Genomic DNA, 18,999 nt, shown 5'->3' with positions numbered 1-18,999 from the left:
AGTGGTGGGGCAAGAGCGTTTTGCTTACTTTTGCGCTTTTCAAAAGTGAGCCGCTGTAAGAGCGGAACCCATAGCAGCCCTGACCGCAGCAACGGATATGCCCCCAATCAGCCCCCCCGATCAAACCAGATGCAGATGGTTATCCCAAAGCCCCGCCGGCAACTCCAGCGGCTTGGCCACCAACGGCACCTGCCGACAATCATAAAACCGGCAACGCCCCTGCCCGGAAGTCACCACAAACCCGTCAGCCACCGCACCCACCCCGGCACAATCCGGCAACGGCCCGTCCAGCAGCAACTCCGCGCTGTCCATGTTCCAGATAAAGAACCGATTCCCCCGAGGCGCCGTCAGCGCCACCAGCCGCAACTCACTGTGCACCGCAACGCTGGCCGTGTAATGCCCCATGGCCTGCAACTGCTCATCCGCCACCGGAAACGCCACAAACGGCTGCCCCGGTCGCTTGATCGCCAGCAACTCCGACCGCTCATGAGACGCCCCCATGAACTGCTGCCCCGCGAGGATCGTCCCGTCGCTGGCAATCCCCATATGCCGCACACTGTTCATCTGCTGGCTCAGGGTCTCCTTGCTCAACAGCGTCCCGTCGCGCTTCATCAGGACCAGGCTCGGCTCCATGGCATTCAGGTTCATCTCCACCCGGCTCTCCGCCTCGGTACGAATCCCGCCGTTAGCCACTACCAGCGTCTCGCCATCAGGCATCCACGACACCTGATGCGGCCCGATCCCATGGGTAGAAATCTCCCCGGTGTGCACCAACCGCTCACCCTCGAACCGATATACCCCAAGCAAGCCGCGCCCCGGATCAGACGTGTCGTTTTCCGTGGCATACAACCACTCGCCATCCTTGTGCACCACCGCGTGCCCATAAAAGTGTCGATTGGTCTTCGAGGTGATGGTCTGCAGCAGCGCCCCGTCGCGCAAGTCGATCAGGTAGCTCTCGGTGCCCGGCCGGCGGGCGACAAACAGCGCAATCGGCAGCGTCGGGTGGTTGATGATGTCGTGACAGCGCTGACCGACCTGGGTGGCAAACACCTGCTTGCCGTCCAGATGGAAGCCGACGGCGTAGTGTTTGCCATCACTGTCATCACGCGCCGAGAGCAGCAGCGGGCTTTTGCCCTTCTGCTTGAACAGCGTCCAGCCACCCAGGGTAATTGCACTGAGCAGCACGCTGCCGAGGGCCAAAGCCTGTCGCCTGAGCATCATCAGTCACCGTCGTTGGCGTTAAAGCCCAGTTGGATGCCCAGCGCTTTGGCCAGATCGCCTTCGTGCAGGCGGTGGACCACGTTGAGGCTGTCGTAGATATCGTTGAGTTGCTGGCGCCCGGCATCGTCGGCCAGCAGTTCATTCAGCGTACGCTGGTTGCTGGCGAACAGTTTCAGGGACGCGGCATACGCGGCGTCGATCTTGTCAGCCAATGGCTTTTGATCGGCAGGCAACAGGCCGCGCAGGCCTTTGTTGTCGACGCCGACCCAGACGGTCTGGGCGGCAGCCAGGCTGGCTTCCAGGCTTTGCAGGGACGACTGGCTGCGCCACGCATCGGCCTGGAACGGTTGCGGGATGCCCTTGGTCTGGCGGCCCATCGGGGTGCCGAGTTTTTTCTTCAGGGTGTCCAGCGCAGTCACTTGAACCCGCAGCAGGTCGGCGATGGCTTCGTGGGAATCGGCGTAGCGCTGGTTAGGAAACTTGGTCATCTGCGCCAGCATGCCGTCGGTGCTGTTCCAGCTCGACAGGATTTCTTCGGCCAGCAGTTTCTGGCGTTCGCCGATGGCTACCAGCAACGGGCAGTAACGGGCTTTTTGCGTCTCGTCCGCCAGATCGGTCTTGGCGTCGTAGAGGATGTATTCGTAGGCCGACAGGCCCTGCACCACGACGCTGGATTTGGCCAGGGCGGCGGCATCGATCTGCGGCTGGGCGGTCACCAGTTGCTCGACCTGACGACCCACCAGGTTTTTCTTGTCCGGCCAGAACTGCACCTGCCACGAGCGGTTGCCCTCGGCCAGCGGGCCGATCAGCAGTGGTTGCAACTCGGCCCAGGCCTTTTGCGCGTGCAGGAAGTCAGCACGGGCGGTCTCCAGGCTTTCCTTGCCCTGGCAGTAGGCCAGGGCGCTGACGGCCAGTTGGCGGTCGGCTTCAACCCAGCGGCTGTAGGTGGGCAGGATCACTTGCTTGGCGATGGCCGCCGAGGTCACCGCTTGCGGGTCCTGGGGCGAGCACGCACCGAGGGCGAGGGCGGCCAGGCTGGTGAACAACAACTTGGGACGGAACATGTCGAGCTCCCTTCTGTAATTAGGACAAAGCTTATAAAGAATTCAGAAATGCCAGCAACGCGGCGCGCTGCTCGGCATTGAACGACAACACATGCTGCTGCGCCGCCTGGGCTTCACCGCCGTGCCACAGCACGGCCTCCATCAGGTTACGGGCGCGGCCGTCATGTAAAAACTGTGTGTGGCCACTGACGGCTTGCGTCAGACCAATGCCCCACAACGGCGGCGTGCGCCAGTCGCGGCCACTGGCCTTGAATTCGGTACGGTTGTCGGCGAGGCCGTCGCCCATGTCGTGCAGCAGCAAGTCGCTGTAGGGGCGAATCACTTGGTTGGCCAATTCAGGTTCGGCGGCCGTTGGCGCCGTGGTGAACTGCGGTGTGTGGCAGCCCTGGCAGCCAGCCTGGTAGAACAGGTTTTTCCCGGCCAGCACCTGCGGTGCGTTGACGCCGCGGCGGGCCGGGACGGCCAGGTTGCGGGTGTAGAACAGCACCAGGCGCAGGATGTTGTCGCTGACCTCAGGCTCGCCATCCGGTCCGTTGCCGTTGGGCGCCTGTTTGCAGGCCACTTGTGCATCGGTGCAGTCATCGAACGGTCTCAGGGACGTGGTGAGGCCCATATCACCAGAGAACGCGTGAACATTTTGTTGATTGAGGTTCGGTTGCCCGGCTTTCCAGCCAAATCGGCCGAGGACGGTCTTGTGTTGCGCGTCGTCCCAGACCCAGTTCGCACGTCCGACGATGGCTTCCTTGTCGGCGGTTTTCGGGTCGGTATTGCGCAGGATGTCGGCGTCGGGGATGGCTTCCAGCAGCCCCAGGCCGATCATCGGCGGGGCAACCCGGGCCGAGAAGCGCGTGTCGGGGTGCATCGGGCCGTAGCCCAGCTGGGTGATTTGCAGCGCTGGCTTGCGCAACTCGACGACGGTGCCGTCCTTGAAGCTGACGTTGACCGGTGTGTAGTCGACCCGCACCTTGCCTTCCGGGGCGACGCCAGGCACGGCCATGTCCTGCAATTGCCCACCGTAGACTGGCTCGGGGACGACACCCAGTTGCTCGATGACCTTGGCATAGGGCGGTGCATCGGGGATCGACAGGCGTACCAGCATCGACACCGCGTTGGCTGCATCGGGCAGCGGCGGATGACCACGGCCATCCTTGATATGGCAGTTCTGGCACGCATTGGTGTTGAACAGCGGCCCCAGCCCATCGCGGGCAGTGGTGGTAGACGGGGCAATCACCCAGGGGCTGCGGAAGAAACTGTTGCCCACGCTGAAGTCCAGGCGCCGGGTCGGGGACAGGTTGGCCGAGGGCAGCGAGAAGGCGTTCTGGTCGGTCTTCCTGACCGTTGTCGCGCCGCCAGCCCTTGCTTCACCCGGCTCAGCCTTGGTGAATCGCGGGGCGTCATCGCAGGCACTCAGGCTCAGGGCCATCAACAGTGCAGACAGGCGAAGGGGCGAACGGGACATCAGTCTTCCTGAACGTGGGCTGAAAATAAGGCCGCAAAGTCTAACAGGGCAGGGCGGTTTGAATAAGAGCAATTATCGTTTGGTGGTATCCGATTCATTCCCGCTAGAATGACCGCACATTTTTCTCTGGAGGTGGCCAATGCAGGCTCTCGACGCTTTGCTCAACCGTGTTTCCGTGCCGCGACTGCTGGACCCGGCACCGACCCAGGAGCAGCGCGATCTGCTGTTCGCCGCCGCCATGCGCGCGCCCGACCACGGCCAGCTGCGGCCTTGGCGTTTCCTGACGGTGGAAGGTTCGGCACGTGAGCGCATGGGCACGCTGCTGGCCGAAGCCGCCCGCCTGCAGGACGCCGACGCGCCCCAGGCCGCGATCGACAAGGCGCAGAACGGCCCGCTGCGTGCGCCGTTGGTGGTGGTAGTGATTGCCCGCCTGCAAGAACATTTCAAAGTGCCAAAATCCGAGCAGCTGCTGGCGGCGGCCTGTGCGGCCCACGGGATTCTGCTGGCGGCGTACGCCCAGGGGATCGGCGCGGTGTGGCGCACCGGTGAGTTGTCGTACTCGGCTCATGTCGCCAAAGGCCTCGGGCTGAAGGCGGATGAGGAAGTGATTGGCTTCCTTTACCTGGGCACCCCACAAAACCCGCCGCGTACGGCCCCGAAAGAAGACCTGGCGCCGTTTGTGGCAGCCTGGACGGGTCAATAAGGCACCGCAACTCTGCTTTGGACGGGCTTGTGTGGGAGCGGGCTTGCTCGCGAATGCGGGGTGTCATTCAGTACATGTACCGACTGATCCACCGCATTCGCGAGCAAGCCCGCTCCCACATTGGGTCCTCACTGGATTCAAGCTCGGGTCAAACCCGAAACTGATCCATCAGCTTCATCTGCTGGCTGGCCAAGGCATTGAGCTGGCTGCTGATGGCTGCCGATTCGGTGGCTTGGCCGGTGAGGGTTTCGGTCACCGTGCGGATCGCCGAGACGTTGCGGTTGACCTCTTCGGCCACCGCACTCTGCTGCTCGGCAGCGCTGGCGATTTGCAAGTTCATGTCGCTGATGACCGTCACCGCATCGCTGATCTTGCCCAAGGCCTGCACCGCCTGATGAATCTGCCCGGCATTGTTCTGCGCCTGGGTCTGGCTCGAGTGCATGGTCGCTACCACCCCACGGGTGCCGGTCTGGATGCGCTCGATCACCAGGCGAATCTCCTCCACGGAATCCTGGGTACGCTTGGCCAGGTTGCGCACCTCGTCGGCCACCACCGCAAAACCTCGCCCGCTTTCCCCGGCCCGTGCTGCTTCAATTGCGGCGTTCAGGGCCAGCAGGTTGGTCTGTTCGGCGATGCTGCGGATCACTTCCAGTACCGAACCGATCTGCTCACTGTTCACCGCCAGGGCTTCGACTTCGGTCACGGCCTTGCTGACTTCTTCGGCCAGGGTGGTGATGTCGCGGGTGCTGCGCTCAATGATCTGCATGCCTTCACGGGCTGACTGGTCGGCACCGCGGGCAGCGCTGGCGGCGTTGGAGGCGCTGTTCGCCACGTCGTGGGCGGTGGCGCTCATTTCATTCGAGGCCGTGGCCACCTGGTCGATCTCACGGAACTGCACCTGCATGCCCTCACTGGTCTGGCGCGCGATTGCCGAAGACTGGTCGGCGGTGCCACGGGCTTCGGTGATGCTTTGCTTGATTTGCGCAATGGTCGGCTGCAGCTTGTCGAGGAAGCGGTTGAACCAGTTCACCAGTTCCCCCAGTTCATCCTTTTTACCGTAGGCCAGGCGCTGGGTGAGGTCACCGTCGCCGCTGGCGATTTCCTTGAGCATGGCGGCCACGCTGTTGATCGGCCGGGTCACGCCGGTGGCTGTCAGCCAGATCAGCAACAAGCCCAGCAGGCCGGCGGCTGCGCCCACCAGCAACGCCTTGACGGTGCCACTGGCCTGGGCCTTGTCGAGCACGGCCTGGAGTTTCAGTGAGTCTGCCAACAGCACTTGTTTAGGCAGCTTGATCACCACCCCCCAAGATTTGGCGTCGGCAATCGGCTTGACCGGGTACACGGCGCGAATCGTGCCGTCTTCCTCGCGGATCTTGCGGGTATCGCTGGCCAACAGTTGCACGATCTCTTTGCCTTCGGCGCCGAGAGTGTCCACCAGGTTTTTACCGACCTTGGCCGGCTCGCCGCTGTAGCCGGCGATCAAGCCGTTACCAGACAGTATTTCGAGAATCCCTGCACCGTTGAACAGCTCTTTTTGTGCGGCATCGGTGGCCGCTTGAAGGGCGTTGAGGGCGAGGTCGATCCCCACTACGCCGATCACCTTGCCGTCGACCAGCAGGGGCAGGGAAATGGTGGTCATCAACACCGGTTTGCCGGCTACGGTGTCTTCATACGGGTCCAGCAGGCAGGTGTTTTTGGTGTCCCGTGGGCAGGTGTACCAGATGTTGTAAGGCGTACCGCTGAGGTTGAGGGTGGTCTTGGTCAGGTCATCCTCGACCATCACCGTGTTCAGGCCTTCGCTACCGGCGCGGCTCCAGTAGCTGGAAAAACGGCCTTTTTCGTTGGACACACGGGCGGCGTCGTTGACGAATTCGCTGTCTTTGCCGTCGAGGGCGTTGGGCTCGAACGACAGCCAGATACCAAGCACCTTGGTGTTGCGGTCGAAGGCGGTTTTCAGGCTGTGGTTGAGTTCTTCACGCAAGGCCCCGGCGTCCATGGAACGCTTGCTGGCCAAGGTACGCAGGTCTTTGATCTGGTCGGCAAGGGCGGTGACCACCAACAGGCTTTCACCGAAGGTCTTTTGCAGTTGCACCGCTTGTTCAGCGGCCTTGGCCTGCAGCAGGTTCTGTACGCTGTCGGTGAGCATTCGCGAGCTTGAATCGTTGATCAACTGGTCGTTCTGATTGGTCTGGTAGAGGTTCATGCCGACCACCAGGGCGATTACCCCCAGCAGGCAGAGACCGGACAACAGCACGATTTTCAAGCGAATGGAGAGGGTGTCGAGCATAGGTGTACCCGCGAATGGACTTATTAGTATGCAAGCTCAGGCGAGTCCATTCGGCGCTATGCCCGGAATATCGGCTTGGGCCGGCAGTTCATGAGCGGGAGCCGATGGGTGGTAGGCGGTTGTCAGGTCGGTTGCGGGAGGCGTTCCGGCCGAGACCAGATCCACAGGTTGCCCATGCTCATTCCGGCGATGGCCAGGTAGATCGGCCAGCCGTGGTCAAGCATCACCAGCATCAAGCCGGCGCACAGCAGCATGCTCACGGTGGCGCTGACTTTGGCCCGGCGGGCGATGATCTTGCCATTGCGCCAATTAAGCAGGATCGGCCCGAACAGCCGGTGGTTTTCCAGCCATGCGCTCAGGCGCGGTGAGCTTTTGGTGGCGGCCCAGGCGGCCAGCAGGATGAATTCAGTGGTGGGTAAGCCCGGAACCACAATCGCAATCAAACCGATGCCCAGGCTGACGTAGGCCAGCAGGCCGAACAGGACACGGGCGATTTTGGATGATGATTGGGTTTTGCCGGTCATTTTAGTGAGGCTTGCAGGGTGGAGTGGGTTGCAGATTATAGAGACTGGCACCCGATCAAATGTGGGAGCTGGCTTGCCTGCGATGCAGGCAACTCGGTGTATCAGGTACACCCAGTTGATGCCATCGCAGGCAAGCCAGCTCCCACATTGATTGGGTTTCTACACAAGAATCAGGCCAGTTCAGGGCTGGTAGCGTACGCCTGTTCCAGCAACACGGTGAAGCGCACGAACGCATCAATCGCGCCTTTCTCCACTTCGGCTTCTTCTTCTGCGCTGAATTCCAGTGCGTCGAGGGTGCGAGTGAAGCGCTTCCAGCCTTCAGCGCGACCACCCGCCGGCTCGCCCAGGTGGCGGGCGCCGAAGGTTTCGCTCAAGCCCAGGCCCACGGCACGCTTGATCAGGAACGCGGCGCCCAGCTTGGAGCCTTCAGACACGAACAGCCAGCCCAGGGCTTCGGCCTTGCTCGGGTTTTTCACCGCGCCGGCAACTGGTGCCGGTACTTCGGTGTCCAGGTCGCCCAGATCCAGCTTGGCCGCTTCGGCACGGCAGCGCTCGGCCAGGTCGGGGACGATCTTGATCAGCTCGGCATCGTTGTACAGCGCCACCAGCTCCGATTGGAACAGGTACTGCGCAACCACGAAGCGGGCGAAGTTGGCCTGGGTTTCAAACGGTGCATGGGCCTTTACCAGCGCGTCGAGCTTGGTGTGCGGCTCGTTGGTGATCTGGTTCAGGCGCTGGGAGCGCAGGGCGGCACGTTCTGCGTTAGGAGAGGCGGTCATCGGGGAGTCCTTGAGAAGAGAAAGCGTCTGGTTGCCAGGCTGTTATGAACTAGACGAACCAGAAGACGCGTCACAGTAAAAAATCCTCACCCCGCCGAAGATAAAATCCGGCGGGGGAGGCTCCATTGATCAGATGTCCCAGATCAGGTTGATCGCAAAGTTGCGGCCCGGTTGGGTCAGGCGGTCCAGGTTGGCCGGCCCGGTCACACCCGCTTCGCCGACGCTGTCGTAGCTGCGAACGTCGTCCCAGTCCCAGTATTTCTTGTCGGTCAGGTTGTACAGGCCACCGTTGATGGTCACGTCGTTGGTGACTTTGTAGAAGCCGGTCAGGTCCACGATGCCGAAGCCCGGGGTCTTGAACGGGCCGTTGGCGCTGTTGCCGTCGGGGGCGAAGAAAGTGGTGCTGTCGACGCGATTCTGTTTCTTGACCAGGGTCCAGCTGACCAGGGCACCGTAGTTCTGCTGGTCGTAACCCAGGCCAAATACGCCCTTGAGCGGGTTGACGCTGTTCAGCGGTTCGCCGTTGTCGTCGTTGCGCCCGTAGGTGTAGGCAATCGAGCCTTTGGTGTACAGGCCCTGCGGCGCGCCAAACGCATCGAGGTTCAAGCGGCCCTTGGCTTCCACGCCCTTGATGGTGGCGTGTTTGATGTTGTTGGCTTCGAACTGCTGAACCGTGCCACCAGCGACCGAGGCATCTTCGTTGATGAAATCACGGTACTTGTTGTAGTACACCGCCACGTCAAAGGAGCCCGAGTCGAAGTTGCCGCGAATTCCGGTTTCGACACCTCGGCTGCTTTCCGGCTTGAGGTCCGGGTTGGGTTCGACGGTGTAGCTCTGTTGTAGGTTTTCAAAGCGGCCATACAAGGCCTTGGCCGACGGCGTGCGATAGCCTTCGGCGTATTGGCCGAACCAGGTGTATTGCTCGGTCAGGGCGTAAGTCACGCCGAATTTTGGCGTTACACGGTGCCAGTTCTTTTCCGAATTGCTGTGGTCGTAGATGCGTGCCGGGTCAACGGTATTGAGAAATTCCTGAGTCAGCTTGGGTTTGAGCTGGATGTAGTCGTAACGCACGCTGGGCAGGAAGGTCCACTTGTCCCAGGCAATCTGATCCTGGGCAAACAACGCGTAGGAGTTGATGGTCGGATCCGGGAAGTCGCTGGCCTTTTTCACGCTGTCGGCGGCCGACGGGCTCGGTGCGCCGATGGCCGTGCAACCGCTGCCGACCGCCAGGCAGGTCGCGGAGCCTTCACGGGAACCCGTGACTTTCTGCTGTTTGAGGGTGGTGCCGTAGGTCACGACGTGATCGGTTTCGCCGATGCTGAAAGCCTTGTCCAGTTGCGCGTCGAATACCCACTGTTTCTCTTCGTACAGGGTGTCGCGGGTGCGCAGCACCTTGCGCGATGGCTGGTAGATCTCTGCGGTGGTCTGGTCGGTCTTGGCGATCTGGTAGTTGAGGCTGGTCTTGATGTGATCGGCAATCGGCGAGTCGAGGGCGAACGTGTTTTCTATGCCGAAACGCTCGCGGGTGATGGTGTCGTTGCCTGTACGGCCGCGGTAGAAGTTAAAGCCCTGGCCACCGACGAACGGGCCACCTACCGCGTTTTTCAGGTTGGTGTCGCGATCATCCTTGAACTTCTCGTAGGTCAGGCCCAGGCGATTCTCTTCACCATAATTCCAGCCGAGCTTGGCCAGTATGTTAGTGGTGCGCGCATCTTCCGGGTTGGCGCCGGTGCGGGCCAGTCCGGTGGCGTTATTGCCGTCGTAGGATTCCATCTCGTGGCCGTTGCGCTGGCTCAGGTGCAGCAAGCCGTCGAAGTCCTGTACGCGACCGGCGACGGTGCCGGAGGTCAGCCAGCTTTCGTCGGCGGAGCTGTAGCCGGTCTTCAGGCGCGCGCCGAAATCCTGGCCGGGCTTGATGATGTCGTCGGGGTCGAGGGTGAAATAGCTCACGGCGCCGCCGATGGCGCTGCTGCCGTACAATGCCGAGGCCGGGCCGCGCAGGATTTCCACGCGCTTGACGATTTCCGGGTCGACATAGTTGCGGCGGGTCTTGGCGTAGGGGCCGTTGAAGAAGTTGTCCGGGACTTCGACGCCGTCCACCTGGGTCAGGATGCGGTCACCGTCGATGCCGCGAATGTTGTAGCCGGCGTTCCCGGAGCGGGTCCCGGCACCCCCCACCGACACACCTGGCTCATAACGCACCAGTTCGCGGATGGTGTTGACGTTCTGGCGGTCCAGTTCTTCGCGGTCGTGCACGGTCACGGTGCTGGGCACGCTGTCTACGGCCTGTTCCTGGCGGGTGGCGCTGATGGTCATTTGTTGCAGGGTGATGGCGCTGCCGGCGGCGCGTTTTTCCAGGACGATGTTGTTGTTGCTCAGTTTGCGATAGCCCAGGTTGGTCCCCACCAACAGCCGGTCCAGGGCTTTATCTGCCGGCAACGCGCCGCGTACGCCAGGGGACGACACACTCTGGCCCAGTTCGGCGGGCAGGCCGACTTGCCAGCCGGTCACCGCGGTGAAGGCGTTCAGCGCCGAGACCAGGGATTGCTGCTCGATGCTGAAGCTGTAATTGCCCTGGCTGCGGGTAGCAGGCTCAGCGGCGGTAGCGGCCATGACGGGCGCACTGGCCAACAGGATTGCGGCTGTCAGCAGGGACGCACCGTGGCGGCGAACGGGCGAAGAGGACCGGCGGTTGAAACGAGACGACATCGAGAGCGCTCCGGAAGGTACGAATCTTATAGTTGCGACACTGAATCAAATAGGAATCAGTTGCATTGGCTATAACGAGACGTACCGCCGATGGCTATCGAGTAAAAATAATTCTCATTTAGTTCAGGATCACCAGCGCCGGGTATTCCGAGAGCTTGGCGGAAGTGATGTGGGCCAGGGAGCGCACGACGTCGAGAGGCTGGTCCAGGCGGTAATTGCCGGTGACCGCCACGCTGGCGAGCTTGTCGTTGTTGTTGACGATCCAGCCGGGGTAGTAGCGACGCAACTCGGCCAGCACTTCGCTCATCGGGCAGTTTTCGAAGATCAACCGACCGTCGACCCAGGCCAGGTCCTTGGTGGTGTCCAGCTTGGCGGGTTGGCCGAAGCCCTTGGGCCCGATGCGGATACTTTCACCGGCGCTCAGGCGTACCCGCGCATCGTCAAAGGTGTTGCTCAGGTCGACGTCGCCGCGTTGTACCTGAACCTGGGCTTCACCGTTCAAGTAGCGCACCGCGAAGGACGTATCACGCACACTGGCGCGCACCGGGCCGGCGTCGATTTCCAGGGGCAGGCCACGGCTGGGCAGCACTTCGAAAAATGCCTCGCCCTGATACAGGCGCGCGATGCGCTGGTGGTCCTTGATGCTGCTGGAGAACGCGGAATTGGTGTTCAGCAAGACTTTTGAGCCGTCGTCCAATTGAAGTCGCTGGCGTTCGCCCACCACCGTCAAGTGGTCGGCCTGCAGGCGCATCGGCAGGTTGCTGAAGCTGAACAGGCCCAGCAGCAACACAGCGGCAGTGGCCAAGGGTTTCCAATGCGGTTTGATACGACGCCACGCACTGGGTTTGCGCGGCGCATTCAGGGCGACGGCAGCGCTGTGCACGGGTGCGCCGGCCCAGGCAGTCTGGGCCTTGATGAAGGCTTCGGCGTTCAAAGGGTCGCGGGCGAGCCAGGCTTCAAACTCGTCTTGCTGCCCGGGCTGCGGGCACTGCAAGGCGATCAGCCAGTCGAGGGCTTGGTCCATAGCCGTGTCTTGCAACACCTCATGAGCCAGCTCATGAGGGCGCAGTTTATTCGGATCCGTCACGGTGTTCCTCGGGTCTTCGCCACGTTTTAATCAATAGTCCTGCAGGCTGTGCCGACAAAGCTTAAGGGCGATCCAGTCTTTCGGCCACACCTATGCAGATGGCCATGATCAATTTCAGTTCCTTTTGCACAGTGCTCAGGGACACGTCGAGCTTGTCGGCAATTTCCTGATAGCTGCAACCGTGCAGGCGGCTGAGGATAAAGATCTGCTGCTGGCGGGCGCTCAACTGTCCGAGGCTGACACTCAGGTGCTCGAGCAATTGCTCGGCCTGTGTCGCGTCTTCGGGGGTGCTGACGGGGGAGGCAACGCTTTGCAGCACGTCCAGCGGGACATCTTCCTGCAGGGTGCGGGCTTGAATCCTGCGGGCGCGCAGGTGATCCAGCGCCAGGTTGCGCGCCGTCTGGTAGACGAAGGGTTCGAGGTGATCGATCGGCCGTTCGCTCAAGGCCCGGGTCACGCGCAGGTAGGTTTCCTGTAGCAGGTCCTCGGCGGTGCTGTGGTTATTCACCATCCGCTGCAAGGTGCGCAGCAGAATCACCCGCTGGGTGAGGAAGACTTGGTTGAAGCGAGATTGGCTCACAGTGATACCAGACCGATTTGCAGCGAATGATAATGCTTATCATCAACGTAAATGGCAAGTGGCTATTTCTGAGCATGAAGCAAGACCCTGTGGGAGCCGGGCTTGCCCGCGATATACGCAACACGGTCCGTCAGATGGACCGCGTTGACTGCATCGCAGGCAAGCCAACTCCCACAGGAGAGGTCAGCACCGCTGGTTTATTCGGCGTTGCACAGCGCCAGGCAGTTATCCAGCATGCGGTTCGAGAAGCCCCACTCGTTGTCATACCAAGCCAGCACTTTCAGCAACTTACCGCTGACCTTGGTGTGATTGGCGTCGAAAATCGACGACAGCGGGTTATGGTTGAAGTCACTGGAAACCAGCGGCAGGGTGTTGTAGCCGAGGATTTTCGAGTGTTGGCTGGCTTCTTTGAGCAGTGCGTTGACTTGCTCGGCGCTGGCTTCTTTTTTCAGTTGCACGGTGAGGTCCACCAGCGACACGTTGATCACCGGTACCCGCACGGCCATGCCGGTCAGCTTGCCTGCCAGTTCCGGCAGCACCAGGCCCACGGCTTCGGCAGCGCCGGTCTTGCTCGGGATCATGTTCTGGGTGGCCGAACGCGCGCGGTACGGGTCGGTGTGGTAGACGTCGGTCAGGTTCTGGTCGTTGGTGTAAGCGTGGATAGTGGTCATCAAGCCGCTTTCGATGCCCAGCTCACGGTGCAGCACCTGGGCCACCGGTGCCAGGCAGTTGGTGGTGCAGGAAGCGTTGGAGATGATCTGGTGGGATTGACGCAAAATGTCGTGGTTCACGCCGTACACCACGGTGGCATCGGCGCCCTTGGCCGGGGCCGAGATGATCACCTTGCGCGCGCCGGCGGTAATATGGGCGGCGGCCTTGTCACGGTCGGTGAACAGACCGGTGCATTCGAACACCACGTCCACCTTGTGTGCAGCCCACGGCAGGTCGGCCGGGTTGCGAATGGCACTGACGGCAATCCGGTCACCGTTCACGGTCAGGCTTTCCTGATCATGAGCGACCTCTGCGTCGAAAGTACCGTGGACGGTGTCGTATTTAAGCAGGTGGGCATTGATCGAGCTGTCGCCGAGATCGTTGATGGCGACGATCTGCAAATCCTGGCGGTAGCCTTGGGTATAAAGTGCGCGCAGGACATTTCGGCCAATACGGCCAAAACCATTGATAGCGATACGTAGAGTCATTGGAAGGTGCCTGTCGTCGATTTGTTGTAAGAATTACAAGATTATTCGCATAAAAATAGAAAACAAGCCTTTTTAGTGGCAATATTTTGTTCAATCTACAACGAGTGACCTGAATCAACTGGTCCGATTGGTCAAGCAACACCCTGCCAACCTCTTCGCGGCGGGCGTTTGACCAGCATAGACTCTCAGGTCGCCACATCCGTTAGCCTGGAGTTCTATACATGCATCCCCGCGTACTTGAGGTCACCGAACGGCTTATCGCCCGCAGCCGTGCAACCCGTGAGGCATACCTTGCGCTCATTCGCGGCGCTGCCAGCGACGGTCCGATGCGCGGCAAGCTGCAATGCGCCAACTTTGCCCACGGCGTGGCAGGGTGCGGCACCGAAGACAAAAACAGCCTGCGCATGATGAACGCCGCCAACGTGGCAATTGTTTCGTCATATAACGACATGCTGTCGGCGCACCAGCCGTACGAACATTTCCCCGAACAAATCAAAAAGGCCCTGCGGGAAGTCGGCTCTGTTGGCCAGTTCGCCGGCGGTACCCCTGCCATGTGCGACGGCGTGACCCAGGGCGAGCCAGGCATGGAGCTCAGCCTGCTGAGCCGCGAAGTGATTGCCATGTCCACGGCGGTAGCGCTGTCCCACAACATGTTCGACGCCGCGCTGATGCTAGGTATCTGCGACAAGATCGTCCCCGGCCTGATGATGGGCGCCCTGCGCTATGGCCACCTGCCGATGATCTTTGTGCCGGGCGGGCCGATGCCGTCGGGGATCTCCAACAAACAGAAAGCCGACGTGCGCCAGCGCTACGCCGAAGGCAAGGCCACCCGCGAAGAGCTGCTGGAATCGGAGATGAAGTCCTACCACAGCCCGGGCACCTGCACCTTCTATGGCACCGCCAACACCAACCAGTTGCTGATGGAAGTGATGGGCCTGCACCTGCCGGGCGCATCGTTCGTCAACCCGTACACGCCGCTGCGTGACGCCCTGACCCGCGAAGCCGCGCACCAGGTCACGCGCCTGACCAAGGCCAACGGTAACTTCACGCCGATCGGCGAGATCGTCGATGAGAAATCCATCGTCAACTCCATCGTCGCCCTCAACGCCACCGGCGGTTCCACCAACCACACCCTGCACATGCCGGCCATCGCCATGTCGGCGGGCATCATCCTCACCTGGCAAGACATGGCCGACCTCTCCGAAGTCGTGCCGACCCTGTCCCACGTCTATCCAAACGGCAAGGCTGACATCAACCACTTCCAGGCGGCGGGCGGCATGTCGTTCCTGATCCGCGAACTGCTGGAAGCCGGCCTGCTCCACAACGACGTCAACACCGTGGCCGGTCACGGCCTGAGCCGCTACACCCAGGAACCGTTCCTGGTGGACGGCGAGCTGGTATGGCGTGAAGGCCCGATCGAAAGCCTCGACGAAACCATCCTGCGCCCCGTGGCCCGTGCGTTTTCCCCGGAAGGCGGCTTGCGGGTAATGGAAGGCAACCTCGGCCGTGGCGTGATGAAAGTCTCCGCCGTGGCCCTTGAGCATCAAATCGTCGAAGCCCCGGCCGTGGTATTCCAGGACCAACAAGACCTGGCGGATGCGTTCAAGGCCGGCCAGTTGGAAAAAGACTTCGTCGCGGTAATGCGCTTCCAGGGCCCACGCTCCAACGGCATGCCGGAATTGCACAAGATGACGCCGTTCCTCGGCGTGCTGCAGGACCGTGGCTTCAAAGTGGCGTTGGTAACAGACGGGCGCATGTCCGGCGCGTCGGGTAAGATTCCCGCCGCGATTCATGTCAACCCTGAAGCCCAGAGCGGCGGGCCACTGGCACGCGTGCGCGATGGCGATATCATTCGTGTGGATGGCGTCAAAGGCACCTTGGAGCTTAAGGTGGACGCCGAAGAGTTTGCAGCGCGCACGCCTGCCACGGGCCTTCTGGGCAATAACGTGGGGGCCGGTCGCGAGCTGTTTGCGTTTATGCGTTTGGCCGCAAGCTCCGCAGAGCAGGGCGCCAGCGCCTTTACCTCTGCCTTGGAGACACTTAAGTGAAGCTTGCGCTGGTCGGTGATATTGGGGGTACCAACGCCCGTTTTGCGTTGTGGCGTGATCAGGAGCTGCATTCGATCCGCGTCCACGCGACGGCGGATCATGCCAGCCCCGAAGAGGCGATCCAGGTCTATCTGAAGGAAGAAGGCCTGGCCATCGGCTCCATTGGCGCGGTGTGCCTGTCTGTCGCCGGGCCGGTGAGCGGAGATGAATTTAAATTCACCAACAACCATTGGCGCCTGAGCAAGACTGCTTTCTGCAAGACTTTACAGGTGGACGAGCTGCTGCTGGTGAATGATTTCTCGGCCATGGCCTTGGGCATGACCCGCCTGAAAACGGATGAATTCCGTGTGGTGTGCGAAGGCACGCCGGAACCGTTGCGGCCTGCGGTGGTGATTGGCCCGGGCACCGGCCTGGGTGTCGGCACTTTGCTCGACCTCGGCAACGGTCGTTGGGCGGCACTGCCGGGGGAGGGCGGCCATGTCGACCTGCCGGTGAGCAGCCCGCGGGAAGCGCAGCTGTGGCAGCACATCCACAATGAGATCGGGCATGTCAGCGCTGAAACCGCCTTGAGCGGTGGCGGTTTGCCGAGGTTGTACCGGGCGATCTGCGCGGTGGACGGCCATGAAGCTGTGCTGGAAACCCCCGAGGCCATCACTGCCGCTGGCCTGGCGGGCGACCCGATTGCCCTCGAAGTGCTGGACCAGTTCAGTATCTGGCTGGGCCGCGTTGCCGGTAACAACGTGCTGACCACCGGCGGCCGTGGAGGGGTTTATATCGTTGGTGGCGTGATCCCGCGCTTTGCCGATTTCTTTATCAAGAGTGGTTTTGCCAAGAGTTTTTGCGACAAAGGCTGCATGAGCGACTACTTCAAAGGCATTCCGGTGTGGCTGGTGACCGCACCGTATTCCGGTTTGACCGGGGCTGGTGTAGCGCTGGAGCAGGCATTTGCGTAGGCAGTGATGGCGCCATCGCAGGCAAGCCAGCTCCCACAGGGAAATGCATTCCAAATGTGGGAGCTGGCTTGCCTGCGATGAGGCCATCCAGAACAACGAATTATTAAGCCCGTCCCATCCCTAACAACAAGGACGACCCCGTGAGCGTAATCAGTAAATCCATTCTCCTGGTGGACGACGACCAGGAAATCCGTGAGTTGCTGCAAACCTACCTCAGCCGCGCAGGATTCCAGGTGCGTGGCGTGCCGGATGGTGCGGGGTTCCGCCAGGCAATGAACGAGGCGCCGTGCGACCTGGTGATCCTTGATGTGATGCTGCCGGACGAAGACGGCTTCAGCCTCTGCCGCTGGATCCGCCAGCACCCGCGCCAGGCGCAAGTGCCGATCATCATGCTCACCGCCAGTTCCGACGAAGCCGACCGCGTGATCGGCCTGGAACTGGGCGCCGACGATTACATCGGCAAGCCCTTCAGTCCCCGTGAGTTGCAGGCGCGGGTCAAGGCGCTGCTGCGTCGTGCCCAGTTTGGCCAGGAGCGCAGCGGCGGCGAGGTGCTGGTGTTTGGCGAGTGGCGCCTGGACATGGTCAGCCACCGGCTGTTCCACGTCGACGGCGAGGAAGTGATTCTCTCCGGCGCCGACTTTGCCCTGCTCAAGCTGTTTCTCGATCACCCCCAGCAAATCCTCGACCGCGACACCATCGGCAACGCCACCCGGGGCCGCGACCTGATGCCCCTGGACCGGATTGTCGACATGGCCGTCAGCCGCTTGCGACAGCGCCTGCGGGACACCGAAAAACCACCCCGGCTGATCCGCACCGTGCGCGGCAGTGGCTATCAATTGGCAGCCAGCGTGGTTGCCGGCAATGCCCACTGAGCGCCTGCGTGAACTGCGCCGGCGCATCCCGGTACCGCGTTCGCTGCTGGGACGGATGTTACTGCTGACCCTGTTGGCGGTACTGTTTGCCCAGGCGCTGTCCAGTGTGATCTGGGTGTCGCAACTGCGGGCTACCCAGCTCGAAGGCCTTGTCACCGCGGCCCGCAGCCTGGCGCATTCGATGACCGCCAGCGTCAGTTATTTCCGTTCCTTGCCGGTGGCCTTTCGGCCGCTGGTGCTGGACCAATTGCGCAGCATGGGCGGCACCCGGTTTGTGGTGACCCTCAATGACAAGCCCCTGGACATGGCGGTGTTGCCTGAAACTCCGCGCAAGCACGCGGTGCTCGGGGCTGTCGAAGAAGTGTTGCGCCAGACCCTGGGCAGCGACGTGCATGTCTCGGTGGAATTCGTCAGCGCCGAAGACCTGCGCATCTTCAATGCCGGTTTGAAACTCGATGAATTGCCGCGCTCCTGGGCGCATTACGCGCTGACCCTGGAGCCGGTGAATCCGCCGGTGTTGGTGACCCAGATCCAGCTGGCCCAGGGCGAATGGCTCTACATTGCCTCCTTGCTGCCCGAACCCTACACCAGCCTTGAAGAGCAAGGCCTGCCATACCAGCAGGTGTGGTTTATCGTGCTCACCAGCGGCTTCCTGCTGCTGTTTATCGGCCTGCTGGTGCACTGGCAAAGCCGTCCACTCAAGCGCCTGGCCAGGGCGGCGCGGGACATGTCCCTGGGCGCCGACGTGGAGCCGGTGGCCGAAGGCGGCGGCAGCGAAGTGGTGGAAGTGGGCCGCGCGTTCAATGCCATGCGCGAACGCATCAGCCGTTACCTGACCGAGCGTAGCCAGCTGTTCAGCGCGATTTCCCACGACCTGCGCACACCCATCACACGCCTGCGGTTGCGGGTGGAGTTGCTGGAAGACGAGAACCTGCAAGCCAAATTCGGCCGTGACCTGGATGAGCTGGAGTTGCTGGTCAAAGGCGCGTTGCAGTGCGTGAAGGACACGGATATCCACGAGAACATCGAGCCGGTAGACCTCAACCATGTGCTCGACTGCCTGGTGGAACCGTACCTGGCACCCAACGGCAATGGCCGCGTGACCCAACATGGCCGGGCACTCACGACATACCCGGGCAAGCCGCTGGCGCTCAAGCGCTGTATCGGCAACCTGATCGACAACGCCTTGAAGTACGGGCAGAACGCCCATTTGCATATCGAAGACGATGGCGCGGAGTTCATCCTCCACGTCGACGACGAAGGCCCGGGCGTACCGGAACAGCGCCTGGAGCAGGTCTTCGAACCGCACTTCCGCCTGGCCGGGCAGCAACAGGGTTATGGCCTGGGTCTCGGCATCGCCCGCAACATTGCCCACAGCCATGGCGGTGAAGTGAGTTTGCAGAATCTACGGGAGGGCGGTTGGCGGGTGACCTTGCAACTGCCCCGCGGCCGGGATTGACCGCCACCCATACCGCAGCTGATTGAGTACTTGTGGCGGGGGAGCTTGCTCCCGT

At 61.7% G+C, this 18,999-nt stretch carries 15 protein-coding genes and 1 pseudogene; 5 read left to right on the top strand and 11 right to left on the bottom strand.

The window, feature by feature from the left end:
* Positions 1-120: 120 nt before the first annotated feature.
* From K0H47_RS21295 to K0H47_RS21285, 3 genes are read right to left on the bottom strand one after another with little or no spacing between them, the layout of a single operon-like run.
* Positions 121-1,218 carry a DUF1513 domain-containing protein gene (locus tag K0H47_RS21295; RefSeq protein ID WP_219273568.1) on the bottom strand — a complete coding sequence of 366 codons (1,098 nt, stop codon included), beginning with the start codon at positions 1,216-1,218 and terminating at the stop codon, positions 121-123.
* 2 nt (positions 1,219-1,220) lie between these two features.
* Positions 1,221-2,285 carry an imelysin family protein gene (locus K0H47_RS21290; protein ID WP_177071335.1) on the bottom strand — a complete coding sequence of 355 codons (1,065 nt, stop codon included), beginning with the start codon at positions 2,283-2,285 and terminating at the stop codon, positions 1,221-1,223.
* A gap of 31 nt (positions 2,286-2,316) precedes the next feature.
* The gene (locus K0H47_RS21285) at positions 2,317-3,744 is read right to left on the bottom strand and encodes a di-heme oxidoredictase family protein (protein WP_093205605.1); all 1,428 of its coding nucleotides are present in this window, start codon (positions 3,742-3,744) and stop codon (positions 2,317-2,319) included.
* A gap of 139 nt (positions 3,745-3,883) precedes the next feature.
* On the opposite strand from K0H47_RS21285, the gene K0H47_RS21280 reads away from it, so the two are divergent.
* Positions 3,884-4,447, top strand: a complete 564-nt coding sequence (locus tag K0H47_RS21280; protein ID WP_219273567.1) for an NAD(P)H nitroreductase — start codon at positions 3,884-3,886, stop codon at positions 4,445-4,447.
* Positions 4,448-4,595: 148 nt separating this feature from the next.
* Here the strand turns inward: K0H47_RS21280 and K0H47_RS31495 are convergent, their stop codons facing one another.
* From K0H47_RS31495 to gap, 8 genes and pseudogenes are all read right to left on the bottom strand, one after another.
* Positions 4,596-5,351, bottom strand: coding sequence for a methyl-accepting chemotaxis protein (locus K0H47_RS31495; RefSeq protein WP_371103562.1), 756 nt, complete (start codon positions 5,349-5,351; stop codon positions 4,596-4,598).
* A gap of 102 nt (positions 5,352-5,453) precedes the next feature.
* Positions 5,454-6,443: pseudogene (locus K0H47_RS31490) on the bottom strand (HAMP domain-containing protein); the annotation flags it as partial.
* 413 nt (positions 6,444-6,856) lie between these two features.
* A complete protein-coding gene (locus K0H47_RS21270; RefSeq protein ID WP_093210184.1) occupies positions 6,857-7,258 on the bottom strand; it encodes a YbaN family protein in 402 nt (133 codons plus the stop codon).
* A 170-nt stretch (positions 7,259-7,428) separates the two neighbouring features.
* Complete coding sequence (locus K0H47_RS21265) at positions 7,429-8,037, bottom strand: biliverdin-producing heme oxygenase (RefSeq protein ID WP_219273566.1); 609 nt, start codon at positions 8,035-8,037, stop codon at positions 7,429-7,431.
* A 129-nt stretch (positions 8,038-8,166) separates the two neighbouring features.
* Positions 8,167-10,746, bottom strand: a complete 2,580-nt coding sequence (locus K0H47_RS21260; protein ID WP_219273565.1) for a TonB-dependent receptor — start codon at positions 10,744-10,746, stop codon at positions 8,167-8,169.
* Between the two features lie 118 nt (positions 10,747-10,864).
* On the bottom strand, positions 10,865-11,833 hold the full coding sequence (locus tag K0H47_RS21255; RefSeq protein ID WP_063027559.1) for a FecR domain-containing protein: 969 nt from the start codon (positions 11,831-11,833) through the stop codon (positions 10,865-10,867).
* A 61-nt stretch (positions 11,834-11,894) separates the two neighbouring features.
* Positions 11,895-12,413, bottom strand: a complete 519-nt coding sequence (locus K0H47_RS21250; RefSeq protein WP_003214115.1) for an RNA polymerase sigma factor — start codon at positions 12,411-12,413, stop codon at positions 11,895-11,897.
* A 197-nt stretch (positions 12,414-12,610) separates the two neighbouring features.
* Entirely contained in the window at positions 12,611-13,612 is a 1,002-nt protein-coding gene (gene gap / locus K0H47_RS21245) for a type I glyceraldehyde-3-phosphate dehydrogenase (RefSeq protein ID WP_003214117.1), read from the bottom strand.
* A gap of 221 nt (positions 13,613-13,833) precedes the next feature.
* On the opposite strand from gap, the gene edd reads away from it, so the two are divergent.
* The 4 genes from edd (at position 13,834) to K0H47_RS21225 (ending at position 18,944) form a co-directional block, all read left to right on the top strand.
* A complete protein-coding gene (gene edd / locus K0H47_RS21240) occupies positions 13,834-15,660 on the top strand; it encodes a phosphogluconate dehydratase (protein ID WP_093205618.1) in 1,827 nt (608 codons plus the stop codon).
* Positions 15,657-16,613 (top strand): glucokinase, encoded by a 957-nt coding sequence (locus tag K0H47_RS21235; RefSeq protein ID WP_063027562.1) that lies wholly within the window; start codon positions 15,657-15,659, stop codon positions 16,611-16,613. The genes edd and K0H47_RS21235 overlap by 4 nt, the downstream gene beginning before the upstream one ends.
* Before the next feature lie 140 nt (positions 16,614-16,753).
* A complete protein-coding gene (locus K0H47_RS21230; protein ID WP_010169994.1) occupies positions 16,754-17,485 on the top strand; it encodes a response regulator in 732 nt (243 codons plus the stop codon).
* Positions 17,475-18,944: an ATP-binding protein gene (locus K0H47_RS21225; RefSeq protein ID WP_219273564.1), complete on the top strand. Its 1,470-nt coding sequence runs from the start codon at positions 17,475-17,477 to the stop codon at positions 18,942-18,944. Before K0H47_RS21230 ends, K0H47_RS21225 begins: the two co-directional genes overlap by 11 nt.
* Positions 18,945-18,999 lie beyond the last annotated feature (55 nt).

The sequence above is a fragment of the Pseudomonas sp. Xaverov 83 genome, assembly GCF_019352905.1.
In the GTDB taxonomy this organism is placed as follows: domain Bacteria; phylum Pseudomonadota; class Gammaproteobacteria; order Pseudomonadales; family Pseudomonadaceae; genus Aquipseudomonas; species Aquipseudomonas yamanorum.
Note: the sequence above shows the minus strand (reverse complement) of the source record. Positions and strands in the feature narration are given on the sequence as shown.